Source organism: Bacteroides sp. BFG-606 (assembly GCF_024788145.1).
GTDB lineage: Bacteria > Bacteroidota > Bacteroidia > Bacteroidales > Bacteroidaceae > Bacteroides > Bacteroides vicugnae.
On the sequence record NZ_JANUIL010000001.1, the window covers coordinates 5,755,517 to 5,781,594 of the forward strand.

At 42.7% G+C, this 26,078-nt stretch carries 17 protein-coding genes, 1 tRNA gene and 1 pseudogene; 9 read left to right on the forward strand and 10 right to left on the reverse strand.

Features of this window, described 5'->3' with window-relative positions; genetic code table 11:
• Positions 1-113: 113 nt before the first annotated feature.
• From folD to NXV01_RS22340, 5 genes and pseudogenes are all read left to right on the forward strand, one after another.
• Positions 114-995, forward strand: coding sequence for a bifunctional methylenetetrahydrofolate dehydrogenase/methenyltetrahydrofolate cyclohydrolase FolD (folD, locus tag NXV01_RS22320; RefSeq protein WP_148364743.1), 882 nt, complete (start codon positions 114-116; stop codon positions 993-995).
• Positions 992-2,134: pseudogene (locus NXV01_RS22325) on the forward strand (CapA family protein); the annotation flags it as partial. The gene folD and the pseudogene NXV01_RS22325, both read left to right, overlap by 4 nt.
• A 69-nt stretch (positions 2,135-2,203) precedes the next feature.
• Positions 2,204-2,279 (forward strand) — tRNA-His (locus NXV01_RS22330).
• A 239-nt stretch (positions 2,280-2,518) separates the two neighbouring features.
• Positions 2,519-2,752, forward strand: a complete 234-nt coding sequence (locus tag NXV01_RS22335; protein WP_004300799.1) for a PspC domain-containing protein — start codon at positions 2,519-2,521, stop codon at positions 2,750-2,752.
• A gap of 1 nt (position 2,753) precedes the next feature.
• Positions 2,754-3,131, forward strand: a complete 378-nt coding sequence (locus tag NXV01_RS22340; protein WP_259023251.1) for a VOC family protein — start codon at positions 2,754-2,756, stop codon at positions 3,129-3,131.
• Here NXV01_RS22340 and NXV01_RS22345 read toward each other — a convergent pair.
• A complete protein-coding gene (locus NXV01_RS22345; RefSeq protein ID WP_195649508.1) occupies positions 3,123-4,988 on the reverse strand; it encodes a DNA polymerase III subunit gamma/tau in 1,866 nt (621 codons plus the stop codon). The two genes, NXV01_RS22340 and NXV01_RS22345, sit on opposite strands and share 9 nt — an antisense overlap.
• Before the next feature lie 157 nt (positions 4,989-5,145).
• On the opposite strand from NXV01_RS22345, the gene NXV01_RS22350 reads away from it, so the two are divergent.
• Both NXV01_RS22350 and NXV01_RS22355 read left to right on the forward strand, forming a co-directional pair.
• The gene (locus NXV01_RS22350; RefSeq protein ID WP_148364739.1) at positions 5,146-5,442 is read left to right on the forward strand and encodes a septum formation initiator family protein; all 297 of its coding nucleotides are present in this window, start codon (positions 5,146-5,148) and stop codon (positions 5,440-5,442) included.
• Positions 5,443-5,445: 3 nt separating this feature from the next.
• On the forward strand, positions 5,446-5,787 hold the full coding sequence (locus NXV01_RS22355) for a hypothetical protein (protein ID WP_148364738.1): 342 nt from the start codon (positions 5,446-5,448) through the stop codon (positions 5,785-5,787).
• A 100-nt stretch (positions 5,788-5,887) separates the two neighbouring features.
• On the opposite strand, the gene NXV01_RS22360 is transcribed toward NXV01_RS22355, so the two are convergent.
• On the reverse strand, positions 5,888-6,490 hold the full coding sequence (locus NXV01_RS22360) for an OmpH family outer membrane protein (RefSeq protein ID WP_004300804.1): 603 nt from the start codon (positions 6,488-6,490) through the stop codon (positions 5,888-5,890).
• A 27-nt stretch (positions 6,491-6,517) separates the two neighbouring features.
• The gene (locus NXV01_RS22365) at positions 6,518-6,751 is read right to left on the reverse strand and encodes a hypothetical protein (RefSeq protein WP_004300805.1); all 234 of its coding nucleotides are present in this window, start codon (positions 6,749-6,751) and stop codon (positions 6,518-6,520) included.
• Between the two features lie 183 nt (positions 6,752-6,934).
• Here NXV01_RS22365 and NXV01_RS22370 point away from each other — a divergent pair, with 183 nt between their 5' ends.
• Both NXV01_RS22370 and NXV01_RS22375 read left to right on the forward strand, forming a co-directional pair.
• Complete coding sequence (locus NXV01_RS22370) at positions 6,935-8,344, forward strand: aminoacyl-histidine dipeptidase (protein WP_259023474.1); 1,410 nt, start codon at positions 6,935-6,937, stop codon at positions 8,342-8,344.
• Entirely contained in the window at positions 8,325-9,524 is a 1,200-nt protein-coding gene (locus NXV01_RS22375) for an endonuclease/exonuclease/phosphatase family protein (RefSeq protein WP_195649511.1), read from the forward strand. The genes NXV01_RS22370 and NXV01_RS22375 overlap by 20 nt, the downstream gene beginning before the upstream one ends.
• Before the next feature lie 165 nt (positions 9,525-9,689).
• Here NXV01_RS22375 and NXV01_RS22380 read toward each other — a convergent pair whose 3' ends face one another.
• The 7 genes from NXV01_RS22380 to NXV01_RS22410 all read right to left on the reverse strand — a co-directional run bounded on the left by NXV01_RS22380 (position 9,690) and on the right by NXV01_RS22410 (position 25,440).
• On the reverse strand, positions 9,690-10,865 hold the full coding sequence (locus tag NXV01_RS22380; RefSeq protein ID WP_148364735.1) for a mechanosensitive ion channel family protein: 1,176 nt from the start codon (positions 10,863-10,865) through the stop codon (positions 9,690-9,692).
• A gap of 140 nt (positions 10,866-11,005) precedes the next feature.
• Positions 11,006-12,823, reverse strand: coding sequence for an alpha-L-fucosidase (locus NXV01_RS22385; RefSeq protein ID WP_259023252.1), 1,818 nt, complete (start codon positions 12,821-12,823; stop codon positions 11,006-11,008).
• A gap of 144 nt (positions 12,824-12,967) precedes the next feature.
• Positions 12,968-16,042, reverse strand: a complete 3,075-nt coding sequence (locus NXV01_RS22390) for a glycoside hydrolase family 2 TIM barrel-domain containing protein (RefSeq protein ID WP_259023253.1) — start codon at positions 16,040-16,042, stop codon at positions 12,968-12,970.
• Positions 16,043-16,194: 152 nt separating this feature from the next.
• The gene (locus tag NXV01_RS22395) at positions 16,195-18,519 is read right to left on the reverse strand and encodes a family 20 glycosylhydrolase (protein ID WP_217721164.1); all 2,325 of its coding nucleotides are present in this window, start codon (positions 18,517-18,519) and stop codon (positions 16,195-16,197) included.
• A 15-nt stretch (positions 18,520-18,534) separates the two neighbouring features.
• A complete protein-coding gene (locus tag NXV01_RS22400; RefSeq protein ID WP_148364731.1) occupies positions 18,535-20,118 on the reverse strand; it encodes a sulfatase in 1,584 nt (527 codons plus the stop codon).
• 278 nt (positions 20,119-20,396) lie between these two features.
• Complete coding sequence (locus NXV01_RS22405; RefSeq protein ID WP_148364730.1) at positions 20,397-22,211, reverse strand: RagB/SusD family nutrient uptake outer membrane protein; 1,815 nt, start codon at positions 22,209-22,211, stop codon at positions 20,397-20,399.
• 22 nt (positions 22,212-22,233) lie between these two features.
• Entirely contained in the window at positions 22,234-25,440 is a 3,207-nt protein-coding gene (locus NXV01_RS22410) for a TonB-dependent receptor (RefSeq protein WP_259023254.1), read from the reverse strand.
• Positions 25,441-26,078 lie beyond the last annotated feature (638 nt).

A 26,078-nucleotide genomic window follows, 5' to 3' on the forward strand; every position in this document is an offset into this window, starting at 1 on the left:
GTTTCGGCTCCCTCTTTTTTATACCACTCATCTCTTGACAAAAATTCCAATCCCTTTGGAGAGTTCAGTTATTTATTTTACTTTTGTCCATCACCAATAAATACTCTGAAAATATGACTCTGATAGACGGAAAAGCAATTTCCGAACAAGTAAAACAAGAGATTGCAGCCGAAGTAGCCGAAATGGTGGCTCATGGCGAAAAACGCCCGCACCTGGCCGCTATTCTTGTAGGACACGATGGTGGTAGCGAGACTTATGTAGCTGCCAAAGTAAAAGCCTGTGAAGTATGTGGATTCAAGTCTTCCCTCATCCGTTATGAAAGTGACGTGACCGAAGAAGAACTGCTTGCCAAAGTACGTGAACTGAACGAAGACAACGACGTGGACGGCTTTATCGTACAACTTCCCCTACCCAAACATATCTCCGAACAGAAAGTAATCGAAACAATTGATTACCGTAAAGACGTAGACGGTTTCCACCCGATCAACGTAGGCCGTATGTCCATCGGACTTCCATGTTACGTATCTGCTACTCCCAACGGCATTCTCGAATTGTTGAAACGTTATAACATAGAAACTTCCGGAAAAAAATGCGTCGTACTCGGACGCAGCAATATTGTCGGCAAACCGATGGCTGCCCTGATGATGCAGAAAGCCTATCCGGGCGATGCCACAGTAACCGTATGCCACAGCCGTAGCAAAGACCTGGTAAAAGAATGTCAGGAAGCTGATATTATTATCGCTGCTTTGGGACAACCGAACTTTGTAAAAGCCGAAATGGTGAAAGAAGGCGCGGTAGTTATTGACGTAGGTACTACCCGTGTGCCGGATGCAACCAAGAAATCCGGCTTTAAACTGACAGGTGACGTAAAGTTTGACGAAGTTGCACCGAAATGCTCATTCATCACTCCCGTACCGGGCGGTGTCGGACCAATGACGATTGTATCGTTAATGAAAAATACACTCTTAGCTGGTAAGAAAGCTATTTATCAATGAGACATACCCTGTTTCTGATGATTTTGCTTCTCTCTTTGTCCTGCACCTCCCGGTCGCAGGCAAAGAGAGATTCTATCATTGACACCCTATCGGACGGACTTTCCGACAGCATCTTCCCCACCGACACCCTACGCCTCCTTTTTGTAGGTGACCTCATGCAACATCAGGGACAAATCAACGCTGCACGAACATCGACCGGTTATGATTACTCCACATGCTTTGCGTATGTCAAAGAAGAGATAAAAAAAGCCGATCTCTCTATCGCCAACCTGGAAGTGACATTAGGAGGCAAACCTTACAAAGGTTATCCTGCTTTCAGCGCGCCGGACGAATTTCTGACCGCAATTCACGATGCAGGTTTCAATGTTTTAGTGACTGCCAACAACCACAGTCTCGATCGTGGTAAATCCGGACTGGAGAGAACCATTCAATTAATAGACTCTTTAAAGGTTCCACACGCAGGCACGTATATCAACGCTGATGAACGCGAAAAGAAATATCCTCTTTTATTAGAAAAGAACGGATTCCGCATCGCTCTGCTCAACTACACGTATGGAACAAACGGCATCCCCGTTACCTCTCCTAATATCGTGAACTATATCGATACAGCCATCATCGCCAAAGATATTGAAGAGAGTAAAGCAATGAAGCCGGATGCCATCATAGCTTGTATGCATTGGGGAATCGAATACCAGTCACTCCCGGACAAAGAGCAAAAATTCCTCGCCAATTGGCTGATTGAAAAAGGAGTAAACCATATCATCGGCTCCCATCCTCACGTAGTTCAGCCCATCGAAGTTCGCACAGACAGCCTGACGAATGACAAACATCTCGTAGTCTATTCGCTGGGAAATTATATTTCCAATATGTCCGCCCGCCGCACTGACGGAGGACTGATGGTAAGAATGGAATTAGTAAAAGACAGCACTGTCCGCCTCAATAATTGTGATTATAGTTTGGTATGGACAGCCCGTCCCATTCAATCAGGAAAAAAAAATCATCAATTGCTCCCTGTCAATTTGCCGATTGATTCAATTCCTTTACAAGCACGTAACTCTCTGAAAATCTTTGTAAATGATGCGCGAACCCTTTTCAGCAAGCACAATCGGGGAATAAAAGAATATACTTTTTTCGAAAAAAATAGCAGAATCTTTTGGAGATTAGAAGATAATATCTATCTTTGCACCGCGTTAGAGAAACGCAGACATGGTGGATGTAGTTCAGTTGGTTAGAGCGTCAGATTGTGGTTCTGAATGTCGCCGGTTCGAGTCCGGTCTTCCACCCAACAAAAACCCTTGTAAGTCAATCGCTTATGAGGGTTTTCTGCTTTCAGGAAATAGGCATCTTAGAGAGTAAATCATGCTAAATCCTACCTAATATTCCTTATTGTTGGTCTATTGTTGACCCCCAATTAAGTAAGTTAAAATGCTAACAAATAATACATAAATCTTTCCGTTTAACCCATAAACCAAATATATTCTCTATATTTGTGTAGCATTTGCACTAAAAGAACATAGTATATCATGGAAAATGAAAAGAAATTAACCCGCTCTTCCAATCGAATGATTGCAGGTGTATGTGCCGGAATAGCTGAATATTTCGGATGGGATGCTACTTTATTGAGAATAGTATATATATTGGCTACATTCTTCACCGCTTTCGCCGGAGTGATTATATATATTATCCTGTGGATTGTCATGCCGGGAAGAAAACCTTCAGACGGATATGAAGACCGCATGAATCAACGCCTACATTGATATGAAAATCAAGAATATCGACCATATCGTCATACCGGTGTCCGATATAGATAAAAGCCTACATTTCTACACAGAAGTCCTGGGAATGGAAGCCGATACAAGCAACCAACGCTTTGCCGTCAAGTTCGGTAATCAGAAAATCAATCTTCACGTAGGAAAAGCACAGTTCCTTCCTGCCGCCAAGCATCCTGCTTTCGGAAGTGCGGACATCTGTTTACTGACAGAAGGAAACATAGAGGAAATAAAAGCCGAAGTAGAATCCAAAGGAATAGAAATAGAAGTCGGTATAGTCCAGCGTCAAGGTGCGCAGGATGCCATCCGGAGTATTTATTTCAGAGATCCGGATGGTAATCTGATAGAAGTAAGTACATTAATATAATTCCAACCCGAACTCATCTTTCAGTTGCATCAATGCCTGATTCTTTTGAGCCATCATCTGGAATTTCTCGACACGTCCCACAGGACGCACTGTTTCTGTTGCCTCACTTACCCGCACTGTCATCATCACTTTACTGTTCTTCAGTCTGCCGCGAAGATAATCCTGCAATTCGGGAATCAAAGCTGTAAAATCCTTTGCAGCAAACTCATTATCAACCACCACTTCAAAAGTCGTTGAGTTGTTAAGCAACGCCGGACGGAGCATTTGCATACGTTTTGCGAGAGCATCCTGTTCTTTCGGCAACTGGCCGGCATACTCCTGCCAATAATAATTCAAATCCCGGTCATTGAACATAAAATCCTCTTCCGGTTGTTGCACCTTAGGAACATAAGTTGTAGTCGCATTCTGCGATACTTGGTCACGCTGCGGATTCTTGATAGATACCCCCAAGCTGGACATCTTCATCACGGGAATTTTCCGTTCTTCCTTGGCAGTCTGAGCAACTCCCGCTCCTTGCGACGGAGCAGACGAAGCCGCCCTAGGAGAAGCCGGTGCTCCCTGTTGCACAGCCGCAGAAGCCTGCGGATACTGGGCAGTAGTGCCATTAGCAGCCTGTGTTGTAACTGAAGACGGAGACGAATGAACTGGAGCCTGCTGAACCTGAGTGGCAGAAGCTACCTGCGGCTGCTGTGCTGCGGCAGGCTGAGTGAATACGGGTTTTATGGTCTTCTTAGGGCCACGCCCACCACTCACGTCATCCCCCTCGGTGGTAAGCTGTGCAACCTGTATCAAGGTCAGTTCTACCAGCAAACGCTTATTTTTGCTGATGCGGTAATTCAAATCGCACTCATTACACAGCTTCATAGCCCGGTACAAAAAAGGTAGCGGACATTTCTGCGCCTGTTCCTGATAGCGTTGGCGTATGCTCGCTCCCACTTCCAGCAAAGGCAATGTCACCGGGTCTTTCCCGACCAACAGGTCACGGAAATGAGACGATAATCCGGTAATAAAGTGACTTCCGTCAAAACCTTTATTCAATATATCATTGAAAAGCAACAATGCGTCACTCACCTTGTTTTCGAGGAAGCAATCCGTCAGACGGAAATAATATTCATAATCAAGTACATTCAGATTATCAATCACACTCTTATAGGTGATATTTCCTCCGGTGAAACTAACCACCTGGTCGAAGATAGACAAAGCATCACGCATACCACCGTCCGCCTTCATGGCTATCACATTCAGCGCTTCCGGCTCTGCCGTGATTCCTTCTTTCGAAGCAACGTACGACAGATGGCTCACCGTATCTTCCACACTTATCCGGTTAAAGTCATAAATCTGACAACGGGAAAGAATAGTAGGAAGAATCTTATGCTTCTCCGTCGTAGCCAGAATAAAGATTGCATGGCGGGGAGGCTCTTCCAGCGTTTTCAGGAACGCATTGAAAGCAGATGCCGAGAGCATATGCACCTCGTCGATGATATATACCTTATACTTACCAATCTGTGGCGGGATGCGTACTTGCTCCACCAATTGGCGAATGTCATCCACCGAGTTATTGGAAGCAGCATCGAGTTCGTGAATATTATATGACCGCTGTTCGTTGAAAGCTACACATGACTCACACTGATTGCAAGCCTCTCCGTCAGCGGTGGGCGTCATACAATTAATGGTTTTGGCAAAGATACGCGCGCAAGTCGTCTTTCCTACCCCGCGCGGTCCGCAAAACAAATAAGCATGAGCCAGTTTTTGGGTAGCAATTGCATTTTTCAGCGTAGTAGTCAACGCCCGCTGTCCCACCACCGATTCGAACGTGGACGGACGGTATTTACGGGCTGAAACGATATAGTTTTCCATATCCGGGATTCTCTCTGTTTTTTGAATTTTCGCTTATTCTGCAAATGTACACAAAAAAAGTGATAAGTAATAAGGGATAAAGAGAGAAGTTTTGAAGCCGAAGCGATAAGTTTTTAAGTTATTAGTTTTATCTTTGCAGATATTAAAAGGAGAAATTATGGGTAAACTAATCAGTATCTGGAGTTTCATATGCAGACGCAAGTACCTCATTACGGTCGTTGCATTTGCTGTTATCATTGGCTTTCTGGACGAGAACAGCCTGATTCGTCGTTTCGGATATGAACGGGAAATCAGCCAGTTGAAAGAAGAGATAGAAAAGTACCGGACAGATTACGAAGAGAATACCAAACGTCTCAACGAAATAAGTACCAATCCGGACGCCATCGAACAGATCGCCCGTGAAAAGTATCTGATGAAGAAACCCAACGAAGATATTTACGTTTTTGAAGATTAAAGAATGAAACAATTAGTACCTGCCCTTTTTGTCGTGGGCGCCATAATGGCTCTCGCCGGAGCAGCCGTATTTATCACCGGATGGATATACGCTCCTTACATATATACTGTTGGAGCCGGATGTATCGCATTGGCACAAGTGAACACACCCGTCAAAGGAAAGAGCAAAACATTGAAACGCCTGCGCGTTCAGCAGATATTCGGTGCACTGGCACTTATCCTGACCGGAGCCTTTATGTTTACCACACGAGGCAATGAATGGATTGCCTGCCTCACAGTTGCTGCCATCCTCGAACTTTACACCGCTTTCCGTATTCCACAGGAAGAAGAAAAAGAAAGATCATAAAAAAAGCCCGTTCATGGCTTCGCAGTCTTGAACAGGCATAACTTTTTTAATTCGATAATATTCCGTCCTTTTTATAAGGAACGGAACAGTTTAATATCATTTATTTCTTCACAGGTGAATATCTTGCATTCAACCCATCAACAATTTCTTTTGTAATATTGAAAGTGCTGTCAGCATAAAGCAGGTTATCGAAACCAGTGTTGCTGAAGATCAGGCTATATCCGTGAGTCTTATTATATTCTTTCAGGAAAGCGTTGATAGAATCGCGGAATTGCAAGCTATTCTTATTGTTCTCTTCCATCAGACCATTCTGAAGTTTGTTGCTCAACTCTTGCAAATCTTGTTCCAACTTCACCAGACGGTTGTACTCTTGCTGCGCTCTATCTTGTGACAGGAAAGCATTATTTTCAACTTTCTTCTGAAAATCTTGTTTTTCCTTGTTCAAAGAGGTAGCCTTCTGATTCAATGTCATACGAACGTTTTCGCTCTTCTTTACCATCGCCTCATTCAAGTCAATACAGAAATTGTATTTGGCAAGCAGCGTATCTATTTCAACATAGGCAATTTTCATTCCTGACAGTTCGGCATTAGCCTGCGCCGGAGCATTTGTAGTTTGATTGTCAGTTTTGCCAGCACATTGTGAAAATAAAACGATAAACGCAAGAGCAGCCAAACCGTTCATGAGGTAGTTCATTCTATTCATAATTAATAAGTATTGTTTTTAATAAATTTAATTCATACTATCGTTCAAGGCTTTTTCCAACTCGTTAATAGAAAAACGCGGTTTCTTTTGTGCTTCGCGATCTTGCGATTGTGCGCATCCGATTCCTTTCTGACGCAACGCTTTATTCCCGCTCACATGACCATTCGGGAACTTCCCGCCCTTCGTAAAGAATACTTTCACCCCTAATAATACCAGGGAAATAGCAACTATTAACAAAGTTATCAGTATAGTCTCAACCATTTCTATTAATTTTGTGAGTGCAAAGATAGGCTTTAATGAGATATGAGTTCAGATAAGTCAATCAAATTAACCATATTTAGCAATAGAAGAAGCGAAAACAGCCCTTCTATTCCTATTATAAAATAGAAACAGCATGGAAAAAAAGACTTAAAGCCGGCTGGCGTATTCAAGTATTTCGAGGAAATCTGCCAAGTGCCGCGCCCTTCGAAGAAGGAAGAGAAAATGATTGCCTACCTGAAGGCATTCGGAGCAAAACATAATCTGGAAACCAAGGTGGACGAAGCCGGCAACGTATTGATTAAAAAGCCCGCTACTCCGGGAAAAGAAAATCTGCAAACCGTCGTTCTGCAATCGCATATCGACATGGTATGCGAAAAGAATAACGACGTTCAACATGACTTCCTCACCGATCCCATCGAAACGGAAATTGACGGTGAATGGCTGAAAGCCAAAGGTACTACCCTCGGAGCCGACAACGGTATCGGTGTAGCTACCGAGCTGGCTATCCTGGCTGACGACAGCATTGAGCACGGTCCGCTGGAATGCCTGTTTACCGTAGACGAAGAAACCGGACTTACCGGAGCTTTTGCCCTGCAAGAAGGTTTTATGAGCGGTGACATCCTTCTGAACCTCGATTCGGAAGATGAAGGGGAAATCTTTATCGGATGTGCCGGAGGTATTGACTCCGTTGCAGAATTTGCTTATAAGGAAGTGGAAGTTCCCGCCGGATATTTCTTCTTCAAGGTGGAAGTGAAAGGGCTGAAAGGCGGTCACTCCGGTGGCGATATTCACCTGGGACGTGGCAATGCCAACAAAATTCTGAACCGCTTCCTTTCCCGCATGGCTGCCAGACACGATCTGTACCTATGTGAAATCAACGGAGGTAACCTGCGCAACGCTATTCCCCGCGAGGCTTATGCCATCTGTGCTGTTCCCGAAGATGCCAAACACGATGTCCGCACCGAACTGAATATCTTCACCAGCGAAATGGAAGACGAATTGTCCGTTGTAGAGCCTGACTTAAAGCTGGTTCTCGAATCGGAAACTCCGCGCAAAATGGCTATCGACCAAGATACTACCGCCCGTTTATTAAAAGCTCTGTATGCAGCTCCTCACGGTGTATATGCCATGAGCCAGGATATTCCCGGACTGGTGGAAACTTCTACCAATCTGGCATCTGTCAAGATGAAGCCCAACCATATCATCCGCATTGAAACCAGTCAGAGAAGTTCTATACTGTCCGCACGCAACGATATGGCGAACACGGTTCGTGCCGTATTCCAACTGGCAGGAGCCAATGTTACTTTCGGAGAAGGTTATCCGGGATGGAAACCGAATCCACATTCGGCCATCCTCGAAGTAGCTGTTGAATCATACAAACGTTTATTCGGCGTAGATGCGAAAGTAAAAGCAATCCACGCAGGATTGGAGTGCGGCCTGTTCCTTGATAAGTATCCAACGTTGGATATGGTTTCTTTCGGACCGACACTTACAGGCGTTCACTCTCCCGACGAACGGATGCTTATTCCTACCGTAGAGAAGTTCTGGAAACATCTATTGGATATCTTGGCACATGTACCTGCCAAGAAATAACAGACAGACCAAATATCACAAAGAAGAGTATGGTAACAAGCGAAAAAAAAATGCTGTTGCCATGCTCTTTTTCACAATGTTTTTAATTGTCGTAAGTTTCTTCGCTCCTTGTTATGTCATCGCACAAGACTATCATAGCAAACAAGCTCCCTGTCAGGAAGAAAGAATCCCTTTCCGTGTTGTCAGCTGGAACATAGAAAACCTGTTTGATACGCATCATGATAGTTTAAAGAACGACCGTGAGTTTCTTCCCGATGCGCTGCGTCATTGGAATTATAGCAGATATAAGAAAAAGCTGGCTGATGTGGCGCGCGTAATCACAGCTATTGGAGAATGGAATCCTCCTGCGCTAGTCGGATTATGCGAAGTAGAAAATGATACGGTGCTGCGTGATCTGACCCGCCGTTCTCCTTTAAAAGAGCTTAACTATCGTTATGTAATGACTGATTCCCCTGATTTGAGAGGGATTGACGTAGCCTTGCTTTATCAACGGGATTTATTCAAGTTGTTATCTTCCCGTTCTATCCCCATTCCTCCATTGGGACAATACCGCCCGACAAGAGATTTACTGCACGTCAGCGGACTTCTGTTGACAGGAGATACATTAGATGTATTTGTCTGCCATCTCCCAAGCCGTTCGGGTGGAGCTAAAGAATCGGAACCCTATCGTTTATACGCAGCTCAAATTCTGCGCACGGAAGTCGATCACATTCTGAATATTCGTTCTCATCCACAAGTTATTATTATGGGAGATTTCAATGATTATCCCACGAATCAATCTATCCAGAAAGTACTGGAAGCCGAAGCACCTCCCATTACTACCCAAGATCCAGCCTCAACACTCAACTCCACCAACCGTTCAACAATTGTTCCTTCCTCATTAAAACTATATCATCTGCTTGCCCGGAAAGCAAAGTCAAAAAGCTTCGGTTCTTACAAATATCGCGGTGAATGGGGGTTGCTTGACCACCTGATTGTATCGGGCACTCTATTAAATCAATCGAGCCATTTTTTCACCAGTGAAGAAAGAGCAAACGTCTGTCTTCTCCCCTTTTTACTGAAAGAAGACGAGAAATATGGGGATAAAGAACCTTTCCGCACCTACAAAGGAATGAAATATCAGGGAGGTATCAGCGATCATCTTCCTGTTTATGCAGACTTCGAACTGATTCCCTATTGATTAGAACTCACTAAACGACGTCACAGTATATTCTGACAAGAGATCATTCTCACCGTAGTGAGAAAATATTCTCATTGCAATGAGAAAAAGTTCTCACCACTATGAGAATAAATTCTCATAGTGGTGAGAATACTTGAGAATATATATTCCCCTGTTGATGGTTGACTAATCCGAGTACTGATAAACTTTTAAATCAAACTTCGGAACCATTGCCAGCAAATGATCGAAGATATCGGACTGAATACGCTCGTATTCTTTCCAAACCTTATTGCGGGAGAAGAAGTAAACCTGAATAGGTACTCCGTACATGGTAGCTTCTTTCTGGCTGATAATCAGATCCAAATCCTGATTGACCACAGGCAGACTGCACAAATAGCGCTCAATATACACCCTGTACACTTGAGAATTGGTAGGAACCACTCCTTCTTCCGGTTGATAATCCGCCATTAATGGAATTTCTTTCCGGTAACGGTCCAGCATTTCCGGCGTACAGAATTGAAGTGTAGTTAAATCCAAAGTGATATTCTTCATCACCCGTCGTCCTCCCGACTGCACCATTCCCCGCCAATTCTGGAAAGGGCTGCTCACTAACGTATAAGGGGGAATAGTGGAAATAGTATTATCAAAATTCTGAATCTTGACCGTATTCAATGTTATCTCCTGTACCGTACCATTTGCGTCGCCGGAAGGCAATGTTATCCAGTCGCCCGGACGGACCATGTCATTGGCAGAAAGCTGGATACCTGCCACAAAGCCTAATATGGAATCCTTGAACACCAACATCAAAATAGCTGCCGAAGCACCCAACCCGGCAAACAAAGTGGCAGGAGACTTATTCACGATAATGGCAACGATCACAATTCCACCTACAAAGAAAAGAAGCACCTGCAAGACCTGAATAAACCCTTTCATCGGGCGATCCTTCATCGTTTCTTTTCCATCATAGATATCCATTATCATCAACAGAATCCCATTGATAGCCAATAGTAAAGAGAAAATAATATAAATGACACATACCTTTTGAGAAATCAACAACAACTCTTTTCCCCGGATAAAAGCCATCGGCAACAAAGCATAAACCAAAAAAGCCGGGATGGTATGAATCAAATGATGAAACACCTTGCGCTTCATCAGCAATGTATTCCACTGATGGGGCTTCCGCCTCGTATACTGTTTCATTCCTCCGATTAGAATCGCCTGGCAGAGGTAATTCAGAACGATGGCAACCACTATCATCAATAAAGCCATAATAGTCTCATCAAAACGATCGGCAACAGCCGGATCTATTCCCCAATTTATGAGGGTTTTATTCATCCATTTTCCTAAATCTACTACTAACATAACTTCTGTCTTTTTTTAATTAATAACAGTAAAATATTCATTTGGTTTAGAAAAAAAAGAGACCGGCACCTGATTCATTAAAAATCAAGAGGCCGGTCTACACTGCTATTCTCTAAACATATCTTCCGATGAGGGCTCTATCAGGGAGCCACCATCACTCCTATTTCATCCATATTTACTTTAGCAACGGCAGCATCAGGTGTAGTGGCCTCCAGTTTAATGAAACGTGTCCTCACTTTCTGATTGAAAGCAACCGTCTGTGGCAACGGATTATGCATGATATTGCTGAACTCCCCACTAGTAGGCACCTCTTTCCAATTCTTACCATCCACACTTACAAAGAATTTATAACGGAATGCCATCGTTGGCTTAGCCTCGGCTTTCGCGGGAGCATACGTAAAACTGTTCAATGTTACTGTCTTCCCCAAATCAACCGTTAATGGAGAGACGGCCACTTGTTTCCATCCGGAACGCGGCAAATTATTCCAGTCTTCTTTCTTTGTTTCTTCCTGCAAAGGTTCCGCATAATAGGCAGCAACCTGACTAATAGATGCGGTCAACCGGCATTCGTCTATTTTCACGCGAAGCTTACTGGCTTTAACTGTCGGAAAACGCAACATACGCTTATATCCTATCGTCGTACCTTTTCCAACTTCCTTCCAACCATTATCAGTCAGGGCTTCCACCGTAAAGGCTTCTACCCGCTGCCCTTTCGTTATATCCTCCTGAAGCATCACCACATTTATCTCTGCATTCGGCTTCAATGAATAAACCTTTTCACTGCCGAAAGTTGCATTCCAATATTTTCGACCATTCACAACCTTGTTAGAAGCGAATACCCGCTCACGATAAACTGCAAATTCATTCAATCGCTGCACATCGGCTTCATTAATCAATCCCCTACGATCCGGAGGAATATTCAGCAACAAAACGGAATTATAACCTACTGATTGAAAATAAATATCCGCCAAATGTTTCAAAGACTTCACTTTGCTGTCTTCTTCCGCATGATAGAACCATCCCGGACGAATGGATACGTCCACCTCCGAAGGATACCAGAATAATTCCGTAGCTTTCTCCAATATCTTACGACTTCCCAAATCTTCCGCTTTACCAAAAACTCCCAGACGATTATTATTCTCTTGTGAACGGGTATATATGCCGGGAGTTAGCACAGTTGCACTCCATTCAGTTGCACGTCCTAATCCTTTTTCGTTTCCTACCCAGCGGACATCATCCCCCATAATTGCCATCACAGCTCTGGGTTGAAGGCGTTGGATGGTCTGATAGAAAGCATCCCAATCATACACCTGTTTCTTTCCGTTCGGACCTTCTCCATTCGCTCCGTCGAACCAGACTTCATGCACTTCACCATAATTAGTGAGCAATTCAGTCAGTTGCCGGATAAAAAAATCATTGTAACGGGGAGAGTCTCCATAACATTCCGCATTCCGGTCCCAGGGAGAAAGATATACTCCAAACTTCATATCATATTTATCACAGGCAGCACGAAGTTCTTTCACTACATCGCCTTGTCCGTTTTTCCAGGGAGAAGAGGCTACGGAATGTTTGGTAGTAGCCGTAGGCCACAGGCAGAAACCGTCGTGATGTTTTGCAGTCAGAAGCACCATTTTAAAGCCGGCTTCCTTGAGGGTACGTACCCATTGTTCAGCATCCAGTTCCGAAGGGTTAAAAAGTGCGGGGTCCTCTTTTCCGTCGCCCCATTCACGTCCGGTAAAGGTGTTGATTCCGAAATGAAGGAAAGCAGTCAGTTCCATTTGCTGCCAGGCATATTGCTGCGGAGTGGGTACCAGCCGTGCTGCCATATCGACTTTCTGTTCAAGAGTTGCACCCTGAGGAAACTCAACATGCTTCACATAATAGTTTTCTTTTTTCTGCGCCTGCACTCCACCCATGAGAGTAACAGACAATAAAAGAGAGGTTAGTAGTTTATTCATGGTCTATTCATTATTGTAATCGTACAAAGATAAAATAAAGGTGCAGATTTCAACGATTATCACAGAATACTTTCTTACGATATTCCATCCAATCAGTGCAACCCCCACCTGTATATATTATCTAAAAACCTATTGATTCAGTATCTATTTCACCGGATAAAGGGTAAATTCAAAACTCTGTTTCTTTAATGGAACCAGATATTGCGGTAATACTCCGGGACCACAAGTGGCCGTTCCCACGCCTGCCTGTTCGGCATCCAGATGTACAGTCAGCAATCCGTCACGTTCCAGTTCATTAATATGGCGGGCCTTCTCTAATAATACATCCGAGAAAGGAATGATACTAAACTGGAAAGCACGATCCGACTCAACAAAGATGCCTTCACCGGAAGTATCTGCCAATTTTGCCCAACGTACATCGGTGCGGTTACCCGTAGCCTGCGGAGCAACATAATAATGGAACATCCGTTCCGGTGTGGTCTGATATACACCGATTTTGCCGGATTGATTGCGGTCAACGTATGTTTCATTGTCCCCACGTCCCAGATAAGAAACCTGATCGTAAGAGTTCGCTACCCGGAATATCAGTCCCAAGCGGGCTATGGATTTCACGATGGTCGTATCAGGTTGGAAAGTAGTGTGTACCTTCAGTGCACCGTTTTTATCCAACGAATACACAAAGTCGGCTGTTCCTACCTTTTGATTTTTCGCATTTAGAATTTCTACACGGGCAGTAGTCGAAGTCTTACTTTCCTTCAGTGAAATTACTTTCTGGGTCAGACCATCCAGTCCTGCATCGCGCCACAGGCGTGCGCCGTTCTTATCCCGGTTGTCATTATCCGTTGCCGGGCGGAAAAGGCTCAATGTCAGCGGAGCAGCCAATAAATCTTTGCCGTTCAGATTCAATGAAGTAAGCGCTCCTGTTTTCTCATCAACGGTGAAAGTCGTTTCGCCTGCTTTTTGCGGACGGTAGCCTGTGTAATTCTTATTACCGGCAAGTACAAACTGGTCGTATGCCACTTCCCAGTCCTTATCTATCATTGAAGAAGCTTCACGACGGGTCCAGCTGATATTCAGATAAGCCTCACGGACTGTATTCGGAAATTTTACAGCACCCAAAGTAACATCGACGGTGGCGTGCGGCGCACAATCAACCATTTTCGTACCTTCCGCCAATATCTTGCCATTATCTGCCGTCACATTCCAGTTCAGTATATACTCGTTCAAGTTAGAGAAATCATACCAGTTCTTAACACGGATGGTCAGATTCTTCTGATTTGCGAGCGTTGCTTTTATGTTCTGATATACTTTCTTTACTTCGAGCAAATGCGGGTGCGGTTCACGATTAGCACCTACCAAGCCGTTACAGCAGAAGTTGCCGAAACTCGGAATTCCTTCCGGTCCGTAATCACCGCCATACGTCCAGTACCATTTACCGTTCTTGTCTATTTCGCGGAATGACTGATCCACCCAGTCCCAAACGCAGCCGCCTTGTGCCATCGGGTTGTTTTCAAATACATCCCAGTATTCTTTCAGTCCACCGCAACTATTACCCATTGCATGGAGGTATTCACAAAGAATGAAAGGACGATAGATGTCTTTCTCGTTTACATACGCTTTGATGTCGTCCACACTGCGGTACATACGGCAATAAATATCTGTGTTATAGTTCAATTCAGCACGTTCATACTGCACGGGACGAGTTTTCTCTACCGATTTCAGCCAGTCATAGGTACGTTCGAAGTTGATTCCGTTTCCGGCTTCATTTCCCAACGACCAGATAACGATAGCCGGGTGATTCTTGGAACGCTCATACATGCGGTGGGTACGATCCATGTGCGCAGTCAGCCAAGTACTATCCTTAGCAAGGGAAGCAGGACCATATCCCATTCCGTGAGATTCGATGTTTGCCTCGTCAATCATGTACAAGCCGTAACGGTCGCAAAGTTGATACCAGTAAGGATGCGTGGGATAATGTGAGTTACGCACGGTGTTGATATTGTGCTGCTTCATCAGTTTGATGTCCAGTTCCATCAGTTCCTTGCTCACAGTACGTCCCAGTTGGGAGTGTTCGTGACGGTTGGTTCCCTTCACCAGTACCGGAACGCCGTTGATACAGAAACGTCCGTCTTTAATCTCCGAGATACGGAAACCTACTTCACAGCCGGTCAGTTCAGTGACCTTGCCTTGTTCATCTTTCAATTCGAGCATTAATGTATAAAGATAAGGATGCTCCGCGCTCCAAGCCTTTACACCGGGGAGCTTCTTTTCTTCAAATGCGATAAAATTGCTCAATCCACGGGATTTTATCCGGATAGCATCCTGCAAAACAGCTTTACCATCAGCATCTTTCAGTGTATAAGCAATGGAAGAAGTAGTAGCGGAAGGTCCCTCTACGGTCACTTCAAGTCCGAAAATACCATCTTTGTATTTCTCTTTGTCTAAAGAAGCATTCAGTTTATAGTCTGCAATATACTGTTTGGGGGTACTGTAAAGATACACGTCACGTTCGATGCCGCTCAAACGCCACATATCCTGACATTCCAGATAAGCGCCCGAACTCCAACGGTACACCTCCAAAGCGACCACATTTTCACCTTCATTCAGTACATCTGTAATATCCCATTCGGCAGCCGTCTTTGATCCCTGGTTATATCCCAGTAATTTTCCATTCACCCATACATAATAGAAAGAAATAACTCCTTCACAACAAAGTACAACCCTGCGTCCTTGCCAGTCGGCAGGCACTTTGAAGGTACGGCGGTAGGAGCCGACTTCATTCTCTGCATAAGGAACCAGCGGCGGATTTTTCTTGAAGTTGAACATTTTATCATCAAACTCGTACGTCTCGTTGACATAGATAGCTGTACCATACCCCTGTGGTTCCCAGTTACCGGGCACGTTGATGTCCGCCCATCCTCCTGTATAATAAGAAGGTTGGTAAAAGTCCTTCGGACGGTTATCGGGATTCTTCACCCAATGGAATTTCCACTTTCCGTTCAGGCTCATATAAAATGGAGACTGCTCGTATCCTCCCGGCTTTTCAATGTCGGAAGCGTTGGCATAAGGCCATACGTATGTGTGAGGAGCGAGTTTGTTCAGTCCCACCGCATATTGGCTTTGCCATTCGGGCAACGGTTGTTGTTGCGCTAACATGAAAGTTGTGGCAGCCAGTACTGCTGATAAGATTAAAAACGTTCGTTTCTTCAGGTTATTCATGGTTAAGTACTCATTATTAATTTAGTTCATACTATTTCTTAAAGCTATTATTTTAAGGCACGGATTACACAGATTTCACAGCTTCAGTACTATGATTACGCAAAGCAACAGTGTTAATCCGTGTAATCCATGCCTCAAATAACCAATATTGATTATTCAATCATTATTTCATCAAAATAAACTCTCGCCTCTTGTCCCGGACGTACATGGTCGGCAGGACATTCTCCCGCCCCTTCTGCCGTTACACGGACATATCTTGCTTCCGTTCCTTTCATATCCATGGAGAAATCTTCGATAAAGGTTCCTTCACGGAATATATCCCGGAAAGTAAAATTCAGACCTGCTACCTCACGATAGGTTTCGTTATCATCTGAAACTGCGATACGGATTGATTTCGGTTTATGTACCGCCATGCCGTAATTAGTGATACAACCTATAGTAAAAGCATTCAATTTTTCTTTTTGCAGCAAATCTATCGTAAAAGATATGTGGTCGCTCTTCTCCCAACAACACCATTCAAAGTCTGTATACTTCAAGCTACCACGTAATCCGTTCGTCATGAGTTTCTCATTCGGTTTATTTCCGAGGATAGGTTTGCCGGTCGCTTTGTTCCAGACAATAGGTAATACAAGCGTCTGCCCCATCTGCTCACCTTGTGCAAAGGTAGCACTCTTAATGGTTTGAGTCGCCGTTACCGTTAATGAATCGGTATATAAAGATGAACTAGCCGTCGGCTCGCTACCATCTACTGTATAACGGATTTCCACATCAGGACGAATACACTCCAACTTCACTTGCAACACACCATTTTCGGGAGTCACTTTATGCTGGATATTATACATGGAACGAGCATAAACAATTCCCTTCTCTGCAAGATGCTCATTATACCTGTCCATTCCTTTCAGGAACAAAGCCCAGTCTTTCTTATCCGGTTGTGTCCAGGCTACTTCGGCTAACGCGGCTAAACGAGGAAATAAAAGATAGTCCACATCTTCCGGTTTATTACAGAATTCTGTCCACATACAAGCCTGTACACCCATCAATAACGAAGCATATTCCGGTTTCCAATCCTTTTGTACCGGCTCGTAGTCATACACGTCTTTCAGGGTATTATTCCCGAAATATGTCAACGGTTCAAACCACTGCGGTCCCTGATAACGAATCAGATACATGATGCGTGCCGGAGTCATAATAAAACGATGTCCTTTCTCTGCCGCCTTCAATGCAGCCTGTCCAAACCCTTGCCAACCAAGAATAATAGACTCTTCCGGCAGAAAACTGCTATTGGTCAGTTCATCCCAACCGATCACCTCTCTGCCTTTGCTACGTACATAGTCACTTATCCGCTTCATGAAATATCCTTGCAGGTCCTCTTCATTAGCCAGATTTTCTTTTTTCATCCGTGCCTGACACAACGGACACTTCTTCCAATGTGTTTTTTGAGCCTCGTCACCACCAATATGGATATAGCGTGAGGGAAACAATTCCATGATTTCATCCATCACATTTTGCAAAAAGTTGAAAACACTGTCGTTTCCTGCACAATAAATGATCTCGGAATTTCGTCCTCCCAAGCCGGGCAATACACCAATATAATCCTTCACCGTCGGGCAAGCCAGTCTGGGATACGCTGTCAATGCAGCATTGCTATGAGCAGGCATATCTATTTCGGGCACAATCTCAACCTGACGTTCAGCAGCATAAGCCACCATTTCCCGGATGTCCTCTTGGGTATAGAAGCCTCCTACCGGGGTAGGTTCTCCCTTTTTCGGATTGCGACGGGCAGGAAAAGGCAAATCCTGATGATCCACCCGCCACGCACCGACTTCCGTCAATCGGGGATATTTCTTTATTTCCACCCGCCAGCCATTGTCGTCTGTCAAATGAAAATGAAGTGTATTCAGTTTAAGCATTGACATACAATCAATGATACGTAATACATTTTCTTTAGGAATAAAGAAACGGGATGCATCCAACAACAATGCCCGGTATCCGAAACGTGGTTCATCCTGAATGATTACGACCGGAATGCTCCATTCCAATTTCTTGTCCAACAAACTTTCTCTTTCAATGGAGGGAGGAAGTAATTGGCGAATTGTTTGTAAGGCATAGAAAAAGCCTTTGTTATCCGAAGCCTTAATAACGATCTCTTGGGGAGAAACTTCCAAAGAATAGGCTTCGCTCTTCAAAGAAGGGTCTGTCAGCAAACGGACATTCCCCTCTCCTCCTACATTCAGTTTGGGGGTAAAACCGGCTGTACGAGTAAACAAAGTAATCAAACCTCTTGCAATTTCCGCCTGCTCCTCATTCTCCACTGCAAAAACTGTCTGATCGGAGAATAAATGGTTGCCACTGCCCGGCATCATCTGTGCCGGGCGCGGAACCATAGAAATACTGCGTGTTAAGTTTGTATTATCACATCCTGTCACTATTGATGCCAGAAATCCGGTCAACAGTATGAAGATATATTTTATCATGATATTATTTCAGGGTTATTCCTTGTCTCTTTCGGGGGAGAATCGGACAGGGTCATTATATTGTTCTTGTAGTTTCAACATCTCTTCTTTCAATTCCTTCACTACCGGCTCGTATTCAGGTTGCTCGTAGAGGTTATGCATCTCTGTCGGATCTGCCTGTATGTCATAGAGTTCCCACCAGTTGATATCATTATAGAAATGAATCAGTTTATAGCGTTCTGTGCGTATTCCATAATGGCGTTTCACCATGTGCTCGGCCGGATATTCATAGAAGTGATAATAAAGTGCCTTGCGCCAGTTTTCCGGATGTTCTCCTTTCAACAGAGGAACAAGCGAGACTCCCTGAATATCCGATGGCACCTCTGCTCCTGCCAATTCGAGGAAAGTGGGTGCATAGTCGATATTCTGTACCATTTCGGTGATATCCCCTCTACGGTCGAAGCCTTTCGGTAAGCGCATGACAAGCGGTGTACGCATGGATTCTTCATACATAAATCGTTTGTCGAACCAGCCATGTTCGCCCATATAGAAGCCCTGGTCGGAAGTATAGACCACAAGTGTATTATCCAGCAATCCTTTTTCTTTCAGATAATCGAGTACACGACCTACATTGTCATCCAGCGATTTAACCGTCTTCATATAGTCACGCATATAACGCTGGAATTTCCAATTGGCAAGGTCTTTGCCTTGCGGATTCTGTTTGTAGAAGTCATCGATAATCGGACCATAGAATTTATCCCATGCAGCACGTTGTCCTTCGTCCATTCGGGCTAAGAATCTTTCGTACAGTGATTTTAACCGCGAGTTCTTGTCAGGACGCAGCATTTTGAGGTCATAGATCATATCCATATCTTTCACGATGCTCATTTCTTGTGCAGCGGCAGCCGGACGGCCTTCATAATCATCAAAGAAATTATCCGGCAACGGGAAGGTCTTGTCTTCATATAAAGCCAGATTGCAAGTATCTGCCATCCAGTTACGATGAATAGCCTTATGATGAATCAAAAGGCAGAAAGGCTTTTGTGGGTCACGCTTGTTTTCCATCCAGTCAATGGCATCATCCGTAATAAGATTGGTGATATAACCATGTTTCTGAATGGTATCATTGTCCTGCGTAATAAAGTCCGGATTATAATAATCTCCTTGTCCGGGGACGATTTGCCAGTAATCAAATCCTGATGGCAAACTCTCAAGATGCCATTTACCGACTAATGCGGTCTGATAACCGACTTTTCTCAAGAGTTTAGGGAAAGTCTGCTGAGAACTGTCGAAAACGCAAGTGGTATTATCATAGAATTTGTTTGCACAGCTATGTTTACCCGTTATCATGCAGGCACGGCTGGGACCACTTAAAGAATTGGCCACAAAACTTTGAGTAAAACGTACTCCGTCAGCTGCAATACGGTCGAGATTCGGAGTTTCCATATAGCGAGTGTCATAACAGCTCATCATTTGAGCCGTATGGTCGTCTGTCATGATATAAACAATGTTCAGAGGTTGCTGTTCCGCAGGTTTTTGCTTGCCTGCACAAGAAGCTAGGGAAGCTATAGCAGCTACTCCCGCTAAAGGAAAAAATAAGTTTGATTGCAGTTTTTCCATAAATACTATTTTGTATAAGATTGTTGTGACAAAGGTAGGGGGCTGTCGACCAAATCTATGTTCACAAATCACCAATTAATTTCCAATATTCTCCACTTCTAGCTGTTTCATAAAGAAAAAGTAGTAAAAAACACTATTTACGACTCATTCCCAATCCAGCAAATCCTAGAAAACATATACAATGATTTCTACTAATAACAGAAAACCCGAATGAAGAGCAGAAACACCCCTCCTCTGCATCCGGGAAATCTAAAATTACCTGTTATAACTACATTTTTTTAATAGCCGAAGTTATTTTCCGTAATAGCTATATTAGTATTCATTTCATCGCGCGGAATGGGGAACAACAGATTCTTCTTCAAGAAAGTCTCATCATCCAAATTTCCATTATTGTAAATACGTTCTCCCCAGACTCCCGTTGCATTGGGATTATTTTCCTGCCACTTTTTAGTTATGGAGTGATTATTATTCACAGTAAGCGCTTTTTTCAAATATTCAGTTCCACGCAAGCGCATCATTTGATACATTTCAGTTTCACCGGCACCTTCAAAAAGTCTTTCGAAGAATATCTTTTCACGTACTTGATCTTTTGTTAAGGTTGACTCCCATTTGGCTGGTTGTGCAGAAACCTTAGCTCCCGACTTACGTGCACGCGCCAACACGAGATCTACCGTATTAATAGCATCGTCTTTTCTATCCAATTCATTATAGACATCAGCCAACATCAATAATAAATCTGCATAACGATATAAAATCAGATTTTTATGACTGGCAATACCTGCCATATTCATATCAAAGGTTTTTGCAAAATGAGGCCATGCCGCTCTTTCTCCTGTTCTACCTGCAGCAGTACATACATTTAGATAATCTTTCAATCCTTTACGGTATTTCTCATCAAATTTCGCTTCATCATCCGTGATAGCCAGAATTTCATCTGCGCTCGGATTCTCTTTATTAGTCAATAACTCATAAGGAATTCTACCAACTAACAACTTGTTATTTTTCCAACCTGCCGGTTTTACACCACTATCATAAGTGAAATAAGGATATTCATAGGTGGAGTCGCGGGCAGACGGCACAGGTTCTACTTGAGCTACAGGTCCGACATTGTTTGTACATTTTCTCCATTTTGCCATAAATGTAGTTTCAATACGAGGATCTCCGAAATAGGTTCCCGCAAAAAAATCATAAAATGCTTTCGTACACTTAACTCTATGAAAACTCTTACCATAAGATGATGCAGCAGGATTAAAGACCCAAGACCCTCTATTGAAAGAAGACAACTCACCATTCACCTGAAATCCCAGTTGGAATATAGACTCTTTTGAACCTTTAATCTTATCAACAAATAAATTAGAAAATTTCGGTTCCAGATCATATTTACCTTTCACTCCTTCAAAATAGGTCCTTGCTTTTTCCCAAGCTGTGGCATCACCCAAACAGCCTAAAGTATGATATAATTTTCCTAAATATGCTTCTGCAGCCCATTTCGTTGGAAATCCGTCAGAATTTGTTTCCGGTAAATATCTCGCAGCAAATTCCAAGTCCGTCCGTACCACATCCAGCACCTCTAAACGCGGAGAACGAGACACAGCTACTCCATCATGAGAAGAAGGGCTTGTTTTCAAAGGTACATCTCCCCAACATACCGCAAGATTATAATAAGACAAGGCACGCAAGAAATGAGCTTCTGCAGCCATTTCGTCTTTATCTTCTAAAGAGGTGCTTTCCACATTGGCTATAAATGCATTAGCTTCATTAATTACTTTATACATCACATACCATGCATTTGTCAGCAAATCATCTGTATAGTCACATTGCAACCATCCACACATATCATTTGTTCCCCCATTGGTCTGGGCCCATCCGAAACCACTATACCGTACCGGAATTTCCTGCCAATGCTGACCATATCCTCCACTAGTCAATGCAAAATAACCATAGCATCCATACAATGCTGCACGCGCCTTTTCAGAAGTAGAAAACTGAATTTGTGTATTCAATGTATATTGCGGATCTTCATCCAACCACGATTCACAAGAAGCCAGTAATAAGCAGCTTGCCAATAAAAATATATAGGTTAATTTCTTCATTTTCATAATCATTTATTGTAAATTAAAAGGTTACATTCAAGCCAAACACAAAAGAACGCATATTGGGGAAAGCATTCATATCAACACCCCGACGCAGACCGTCAAATGCAAAACTATTTACTTCCGGATCATATCCACTATAATTGGTAATCACAAATGCATTCTTCACTGAAGCAAAAATGCTGGTATTCTGAAACCCTATCTTAGTCATCCACTCTTTAGGCAAAACATAATTCAGCGTAATATCCGAACAGCGCAAATAACTTCCATCTTCTATGTAGCGATCATAAACAACGCCTTTTACATTTGAAGTAGATGACGGATATAAATTAGAACGATTCTCCGGAGTCCATGCATTATAATAAGCATCTTTTCTCAAGTTTCCGGCCTGTCTGGAAGGAGTTTGTTCGTAACGGATATTTGTATTCAGAATATCATTACCATAAACGCCTGTGAAAGAAGCTGAAAGAGAGATATTCTTCCATTCCAGGCGTGTCTGGAAACCATAGGTGAAGTCGGGATTCGGATCACCTATCACAACCATATCGTTAGCATCCACTACACCATCTTCATTCACATCCACACATTTAATATTACCAGCTGCCATATCATTTCCTGCAGATGAAGTGTAATATTTAGTGGAACCATCCGATGAGATATATCCTACTTTACCATCAACTACATCTTCTTCCTGAATAATTCCTTGTGTCTTATAACCGAAAAATAGTCCCGGAGCTTTACCCTCAATAAAAATATTTGCAGGTCCGAAATGATCGCCAATCGTCTTTCCTAAATAACCACGTACTCCTTTCAAAGAACCTATATCAGAAATTTCCAAACCTAAATTTTCAATAGTAGTCTTGTTGAAACCAATATTTCCGCCTATATTCCATTTCCATCCATTACTACGAATGATATCAGCATTTAAACTAAATTCAAAACCTTTATTCAATAACGATCCTTCATTTATCATCACTGTTGCAAACCCACTGGAATATGGCAAAGCACGTTCAACCAACAAATCCTTTGTATTTTTACGGTAATAATCAAATGCACCATTCAGACGGCCATTAAAGAAACCAAAGTCAAGACCAGCATTCCATGAAGAAGTACGTTCCCACTTCAAGCCCTCATTTTGCAGGCTTTTGATTTGCATAGACGTCAATTTATTTCCATCTCCATCAGCATAGTCCACCTTATTCTCATAAATAGAAAGAGACTGATATGGATCAATACCTTGATTACCTGTCTCACCATAACCCACACGTACCTTCAACTGACTTAACCAATCGATGCTCTTCATATAAGCTTCCTGTTCCATACGCCATGCTAATGAGAAAGAAGGGAAATATGCCCAACGATTACCTTTTTTAAATTTACTGGATCCGTCAGCACGCAATGAAGCTGTCAACAAGTACTTATCATAAGCAGATAAATTAACACGTCCTAAATAAGAAAGCAGCTGATAATCTTTTTGTATAGGTTGTTTCACATCTACTTTTCCAGCATTGGATAATCCTTTTGTACGCAAGTCATAGATAGAAAAAGTATTACCTGAAACATTCTCTGTCAGAAAATGATATTCATCATAAGTGATACCGGCAGTAGCCGACAGACGAAAATCCTTTGTCAAATCCATGTTAAAGTTTAACAGGTTTTCCACTGTATAATTAGACTTATTGACATTACTGATTGCCAATAAACCTTTCACGTTTTCTCCCGGAGGCAACTGAATCCCGTACCAACGCTTACGGTCATTCACTATAATATTTCCTCCTGCACGCAGGCTATACGAGAAATATTTATTAATATTCCAATTCAGATTCAAACTTCCGTTGAATGTTTTATCATTCGTAATATCATCGTAATCATTTACCCAACTAAAAACATTCATTTTTGATTCCAAAGCACCCGGATCATCATCAGGAACAATATAAGGAGCTGTATCGAGAACCGTACGAGCCAAAGATCCGGCAACGCCTCCAGTTGTATTACCACCCGTCATCATGTCATTCTGCTTCAATGAACCACTCAATATCAAATTTAAAGTTACTTTTTTAGATAATTCAGCAGTTAAATTGGCACGCAAGTCACCCTGTTTTATTCCTGTATTCTCTACAATACCATTAATATCTTTAAAGTTACCCGATATATAATATTTCATACCAGCAGTTCCTCCACTGACAGAAGCCGAGTAGACTTGTGAGAAAGCTGATGCATATGCCTCTTTTTGCCAGTCACGATAGGTAATAACCTTATATAATTCCGGATTATTCGGATCTGCCTGATAAGCGGACTCATTACCACTAAATACGTACCGCATTTCACCATTAGGTTGCAAATAATATCGCGGCTGGTCCAATTTAGAATTTGAGTAATCGGCATATTCTTCCAAATTTAACATATCGTGCAAGTTACGCGCATTAGCTATCGTAAAATTTGCTGTGACATTCACTTTTGCCTTTCCGGCCTTTCCCTTTTTAGTTGTAATAAGAATTACACCATTAGCACCACGAGAGCCGTAAATTGCAGTAGCGGAAGCATCTTTCAGGACGGTAATATCCTCGATATCATTAGGATTGATTGCACTCAACGGATCTTGAGCTATTTGGAAGTCACCACTGCCTACAGCAGACTCGGCAAATTCACCAGTAGATGCTTGCGGCACATTATCAATCACATATAATGGCTGATTATCTCCACGTAACGAGTTAGCACCGCGGATAGTAACAGAAGAAGCAGCACCCGGAGTAGACATTGAAGCAGTTACATTTAAACCTGCAATCTTACCTTGTAATAATCCATCGATGGATACAGCTTTTGAAGCATCATTTGCATCAGGACGGAGACTGGCAGTGGCACCTGTTAAATCGCTCTTTTTAGCCGTTCCATAACCGACAACAACTACTTCATCCAAATTTTGTGCATCTTCTTTTAATTGAACATTCATTTTAGTCTGATTTCCAACCATGATTTCCTGTTTGGAATAACCGATAAAAGTAAAGATCAACACAGATTTTGAGTTTGGAACGGAAATGGAGAATTTTCCATCAATGTCGGTAATTGTTCCATTAGTAGTACCTTTTACTTGTACATTGACACCAGGCATACTTTCATTTAGAGCATCCACTACCTGACCGGTAATGGTCTTTCCTTGTCCCATGGATTGCGCAGAAAACACAAACAATGTGATGAAACATAGCAGAAAAACTTTTGATAGGTTCTTCATAGAAGTCATTTTTATAAATTATTAAATTTAAAGATTAAAAAGCTTATTCCAGTTTATTTGCTGAAATCGATACGCAAATATAGATGTGGTTATCGAAAGCACATGTTCTATTTTTACTATAATTCTTCCAATTTTGTCTAAAATCGTCCAATTCATCGACAAATTAGAGCATTATAGACATCATTGAACATCTTCCAAACCAAATATGGAAACCTTTAAATATAATAGTTAGCAAATATAACAATCCTATTCTCCTCCAGACACTATATGTGTGCTATTTTTCAGATTCAAGAAGAAAAAATAACTGCAGAAAGAAGTGTCTTAGCATAGAAAAGCATTGAGATATTACATATATATGCATACTATCAGAGAAATACCACATTTATTCTCTGATAATATGCATTTTTCTTTAAGAGATGGATAAGTTTCCCCGGTGTGCAACAGGTCGTTCCTCGGTGAGCAAGGTTCCGTTGCTCACCGAGGAAGTCCTCCTTAGCCACCGACCAAGGTATAGTAGCCCTCTTAAAAAGGCATTTGTAAGCTAGTTTACTTCCAAACAGTCGGACGTTTTAAATAACATAAAGGATAGGAAATAAGAAAAAACAGCACATACATCTATGATAAGTAAGCCTCATCAC

Bases quoted from the DNA above. Each gene is read 5' to 3' on its own strand.
- NXV01_RS22375 (WP_195649511.1), top strand. From the start codon at position 8,325: ATGTACCTGCCAAGAAATAACAGACAGACCAAATATCACAAAGAAGAG.
- NXV01_RS22385 (WP_259023252.1), bottom strand. From the start codon at position 12,823: ATGAATAAACTACTAACCTCTCTTTTATTGTCTGTTACTCTCATGGGT.
- NXV01_RS22355 (WP_148364738.1), top strand. From the start codon at position 5,446: ATGAAACAATTAGTACCTGCCCTTTTTGTCGTGGGCGCCATAATGGCT.
- NXV01_RS22380 (WP_148364735.1), bottom strand. From the start codon at position 10,865: ATGTTAGTAGTAGATTTAGGAAAATGGATGAATAAAACCCTCATAAAT.
- NXV01_RS22410 (WP_259023254.1), bottom strand. From the start codon at position 25,440: ATGAAGAACCTATCAAAAGTTTTTCTGCTATGTTTCATCACATTGTTT.
- NXV01_RS22340 (WP_259023251.1), top strand. From the start codon at position 2,754: ATGAAAATCAAGAATATCGACCATATCGTCATACCGGTGTCCGATATA.
- NXV01_RS22345 (WP_195649508.1), bottom strand. From the start codon at position 4,988: ATGGAAAACTATATCGTTTCAGCCCGTAAATACCGTCCGTCCACGTTC.
- NXV01_RS22405 (WP_148364730.1), bottom strand. From the start codon at position 22,211: ATGAAGAAATTAACCTATATATTTTTATTGGCAAGCTGCTTATTACTG.
- NXV01_RS22400 (WP_148364731.1), bottom strand. From the start codon at position 20,118: ATGGAAAAACTGCAATCAAACTTATTTTTTCCTTTAGCGGGAGTAGCT.
- folD (WP_148364743.1), top strand. From the start codon at position 114: ATGACTCTGATAGACGGAAAAGCAATTTCCGAACAAGTAAAACAAGAG.
- NXV01_RS22390 (WP_259023253.1), bottom strand. From the start codon at position 16,042: ATGAATAACCTGAAGAAACGAACGTTTTTAATCTTATCAGCAGTACTG.
- NXV01_RS22360 (WP_004300804.1), bottom strand. From the start codon at position 6,490: ATGAATAGAATGAACTACCTCATGAACGGTTTGGCTGCTCTTGCGTTT.
- NXV01_RS22335 (WP_004300799.1), top strand. From the start codon at position 2,519: ATGGAAAATGAAAAGAAATTAACCCGCTCTTCCAATCGAATGATTGCA.
- NXV01_RS22365 (WP_004300805.1), bottom strand. From the start codon at position 6,751: ATGGTTGAGACTATACTGATAACTTTGTTAATAGTTGCTATTTCCCTG.
- NXV01_RS22395 (WP_217721164.1), bottom strand. From the start codon at position 18,519: ATGATAAAATATATCTTCATACTGTTGACCGGATTTCTGGCATCAATA.
- NXV01_RS22350 (WP_148364739.1), top strand. From the start codon at position 5,146: ATGGGTAAACTAATCAGTATCTGGAGTTTCATATGCAGACGCAAGTAC.